The organism is Bacteroidota bacterium (assembly GCA_026391695.1).
Lineage (GTDB): Bacteria > Bacteroidota > Bacteroidia > Bacteroidales > JAGONC01 > JAPLDP01.
Genome location: JAPLDP010000013.1, coordinates 1 through 3,993, shown reverse-complemented (window position 1 = coordinate 3,993; position 3,993 = coordinate 1). Strand labels below are relative to the sequence as shown.

Here is a 3,993-nt window from a genome sequence, read left to right as displayed (position 1 = left end):
ATGCTCGTTTCATAAAATGTCGAATTTTAGATTATTGCGCAAATATAAATGATTGTGCTTCGAGCACGTGCAGCGCTTGAGCTACGGACTGGATTTTTATTCGTCTGTGTGTAAACCAAACGGTTTGTAATGTATATTTGGCTAAATAATATTTTGATGTGCTGTAGATTGAGTAGTGTAGTTCTGAAATTAATGATTGTGCCCACTCCGAAAAGTATGCATTTTGGATTAAAGTCCGGTAACTAGCTGGTTATCAATTACCACGGCCTTGAGGCCGTGGTAATGCAAAGTGGTGGTATATATGGCTTTAGCCCAATATTGGTTTTTGATAACCACATTTCGGAGTGGACTCAATGTTCGATATTGGATATTCAAGGAGTGGGTACCCCGCCTGCAAACCCTAAGGCATTTATGCAGCGGTGACTTTTCTTTGCTTCTTTCTTTGTGTGGCAGACAAAGAAAGAAGAAGAGAAATATGCTAAAAAAGTCTGCATCTATGAATAAAATCTGTAATTTCAGATCAAACCAATCACCAGCACATCAAAATAAGATTTACCCATAAATTTAGACTAAAACTTTTTTGAGTCTTTACGGAAATGCATACTTAAAGGGTGATGAAGGTAATAAATAGCCCCGTGCTTCAGCTCGGGGTTAAAGAAATAACACCAAACCGGGCTTTAGCCCAAAACCTTGGTTACGATCTGAATTGATGCTTTTGTTTCGGGCTAAAGCCCATAATTTTTTTTCGCTTCCTTTATCCCAGGACTTAAGTCCTGGGCTATTTAAATCGCGAATTTTAATCCCGGGAACACACTATAGTTAGGACTCTCTTTTATTTTCCCAGAGATGCTCAATCTCCGGCACATTATATAATTATTCCGCCTCCATTATACATTAATATATATACTACCCTCACATTTCGTAAAATACTTATCTTTACAGCCCAAATCATACATTTTATATCATGGACATCTATCCTGTTTATATTGGTGGAGAATTTAGGAAAACAGGTGATGTCTTACGCATCACCAATCCATTTAACCATGAAGTAATAGCTGAAACATATCGTGCCGGCCCCGGGGAATTGGAAATGGCTATAATGAAAGCCCAATCCGTGCAGGTAACATTGCGTGATATGGCTTCTTACGAAAAATATGTGATACTCATGCGGATAGCCGATGAGATATCAGCCCGCCGGCAATGGTTCATACAACTGCTCAGCTCTGAGTCGGCAAAACCCTTGAAATACGCTACATCCGAAATAGAACGTGCTGTGCAGTGTTTCAGGATCGCCGCAGAGGAATCTAAACGCATGCCTATGGAGTATATCAGTCTCGACTGGACCAGCGACGGTGCCGGAAAAGAGGGATTGGTCAGGCATTTTCCCGTGGGCCTTGTCGCCGGCATTGCTCCATTTAACTTTCCCCTTAACCTGGCTGTCCATAAAATAGCCCCCGCTATTGCAGCCGGATGCCCTGTCATCCTCAAACCAAGTTCCCTCACGCCGCTTTCAACACTCGAACTGGCACGGATTATCGATAATACCGATCTGCCTAAAGGAGCTGTATCTGTTCTTCCTATGGATAGAACCACAGGCAATTTACTGGTGACCGATAGCCGCTTCAGCCTGCTCTCTTTCACAGGGTCACCTGAAGCCGGATGGCCAATGAAACAACAGGCCGGTAAGAAAAAAGTTATTCTCGAACTGGGCGGAAACGCCGGCGTTGTCGTGACTAAAAGCTGTGACATGGAAACAACAGTGAAAAAATGTGTCACCGGCGGCTTTGCTTATTCCGGTCAGGTTTGCATCCACGCCCAGCGGATATTTATTGAACAGGGCATATTCGACTATTTTATCCGCACATTTACCGACGCAGTAAAGAATCTGAGATATGGCGATCCCTTCGACCCCCAAACCGATATCTCTGTGATGATCAATGAGCAACATGCCCGCCGCGTCGAAGAATGGGTCTCTGAAGCCGTCACAGCCGGGGCCAAAGTGCTCATAGGCGGTAACAGGAATGGAAACTATTATCAACCTACTCTCATCACTCAAACCAATCCGGCTATGAAGGTTTGTGCCCTCGAAATCTTCGGCCCCGTGGTGACCCTGGAGCCTTTTACCACATTTGAAGACGCCATCGAAAAAATAAACCTCTCCGAATATGGCTTACAAGCCGGCGTTTTCACCAATAACCTGGCTGAGGTGAATTACGCCTTCCGGAATCTTGAAGTAGGCGGCGTGATCATCAATGATACGCCATCATTCAGGGTCGATCATATGCCTTATGGAGGTGTTAAAAACTCCGGAACAGGAAGGGAAGGAATCAGATATAGTATCATGGAAATGACCGAACCACGTATTTTAGTAAAAAATTTCTGATTTTTCTTGCTTTTAAAATATCTTATGTAATTTTACCGCAGAATAAGAATTTAGAATAACTTGCAGACGTTTTTAACTTTGAAGCCTCATTTTACCCATTGTACACCAATCCTTTCTGAAGTTGGTATGTCGCCGTGAATTTTAAAATTAATCGTCACCAAACTGGAAAGTATAAAACGCTCATTGTCTGATATTTTATGAAATGATGACGAAATAGAAGGAAAATATTTTTTTCTTATTGAAGTAAATGTTTATATTTGCACGAATCTGCAAAATAATATCAATTTATAATTAATAAACCTAAAACCATAATCCTTATGAAAAATGTTACTCGATTCAGCAAACTGATAATTGTATTTCTATTATCAGTATTTTCATTTTATCAGGCGAAAGGTGATGGCGTTATTACCATTGGAACGGCGAATTATTGGTTAAGCAATCTTCCATGTTATCCCTATTTTGGTTATTCATGGTCCCAGTGTGTTTACCTTCAAAGCGAGATGGGTATGAGCACTGCAATCCAGATAACCCAGATCGCCTATCATGAGTATAGCTATTATTCACCCTATACCATGACTGATGAACAGATTTACATGAAAAATGTGCCGTATAGCACTGTTACTAACACAAGCTACCCTGATCCGGCAAACAATGGGTATACCCATGTTTATTCCGGATCTGTAACCTGGCCTGGTCCATATCTTGACAGTTGGGTTGTCTTCACGCTGCAAACACCGTTTATCTGGGATGGTTCAAGTAATATTTCCATAGTTTATGAGGATCATGATATAGGTTGGACATCTTCCTACCCATACTTTTATGGTTCATATATCTATCCTAATAACAGCAGTTATGCATATAATGATAACTATTGGCCGTCGAGTGGTTATACCTATTCTTATCGTGCTGACATCCAATTATATTGGCAGGATATGCCCCCTGGTATTCTCAATGGAACGGTGACTGATGCATATTCAGGATTACCAATTATCGGAGCTAAAGTGACAGCCGGTACTGATTATGCATACACCGCGGCAGATGGTACATATTCAATGGAACTCCTTGCTGTGACATATAATGTGATCTTTGAAAAAGCCGGTTATACCACACAATCACAATATGTCTATGTTTCACCGAATACGACCACAACACTCAATGCAGCACTTGTTGAAGAGGCTGTACCTCCGTCAGGTGTTCTCGCAGCGCTTCGTCCACCAAATAATAACGTGGTGGATGTAACCTGGGGAATACCCAATGGATATTATGAAATCATCTACGATGACGGTACGTTTGAAAATATGACCGCGTGGCTGGAAGAAGGAAGCCTGAATGCACTGAAGTTTACACCGGTCGGTTACCCTGTCAATGTTACTGGTGGTTCGGTGAATATCGGTGATGGCACTTTTCCTCCGGGCGGTGATCAATTGCAGACATTCGGCATTGCCGTTTTCGACGATGATGGCCCCAATGGCTACCCGGGCACTTATCTGGGAAGCATTGAAGTGGAACCACAAGCCTTCGGATGGGTGTCGTTTGACCTGTCATCCCTCGGCATTACCTTTTCCAGTGGTGAATTTTATATCGGCATGCAGCAGGGAGGCAACTGGCCC

2 protein-coding genes are annotated in these 3,993 nt (G+C 42.4%); both read left to right on the top strand.

From position 1 onward, the window contains the following. Positions 1-964: 964 nt before the first annotated feature. Complete coding sequence (locus NT175_00270; GenBank protein ID MCX6233148.1) at positions 965-2,383, top strand: aldehyde dehydrogenase family protein; 1,419 nt, start codon at positions 965-967, stop codon at positions 2,381-2,383. A gap of 317 nt (positions 2,384-2,700) precedes the next feature. Further along, positions 2,701-3,993, top strand: a 1,293-nt coding sequence (locus NT175_00265) for a carboxypeptidase-like regulatory domain-containing protein (GenBank protein ID MCX6233147.1), incomplete at its 3' end; no start/stop codon positions are given.

What these genes read in the sequence shown, in the direction of transcription:
- NT175_00270 (MCX6233148.1), top strand. Translation starts at nt 965, where the DNA reads ATGGACATCTATCCTGTTTATATTGGTGGAGAATTTAGGAAAACAGGT.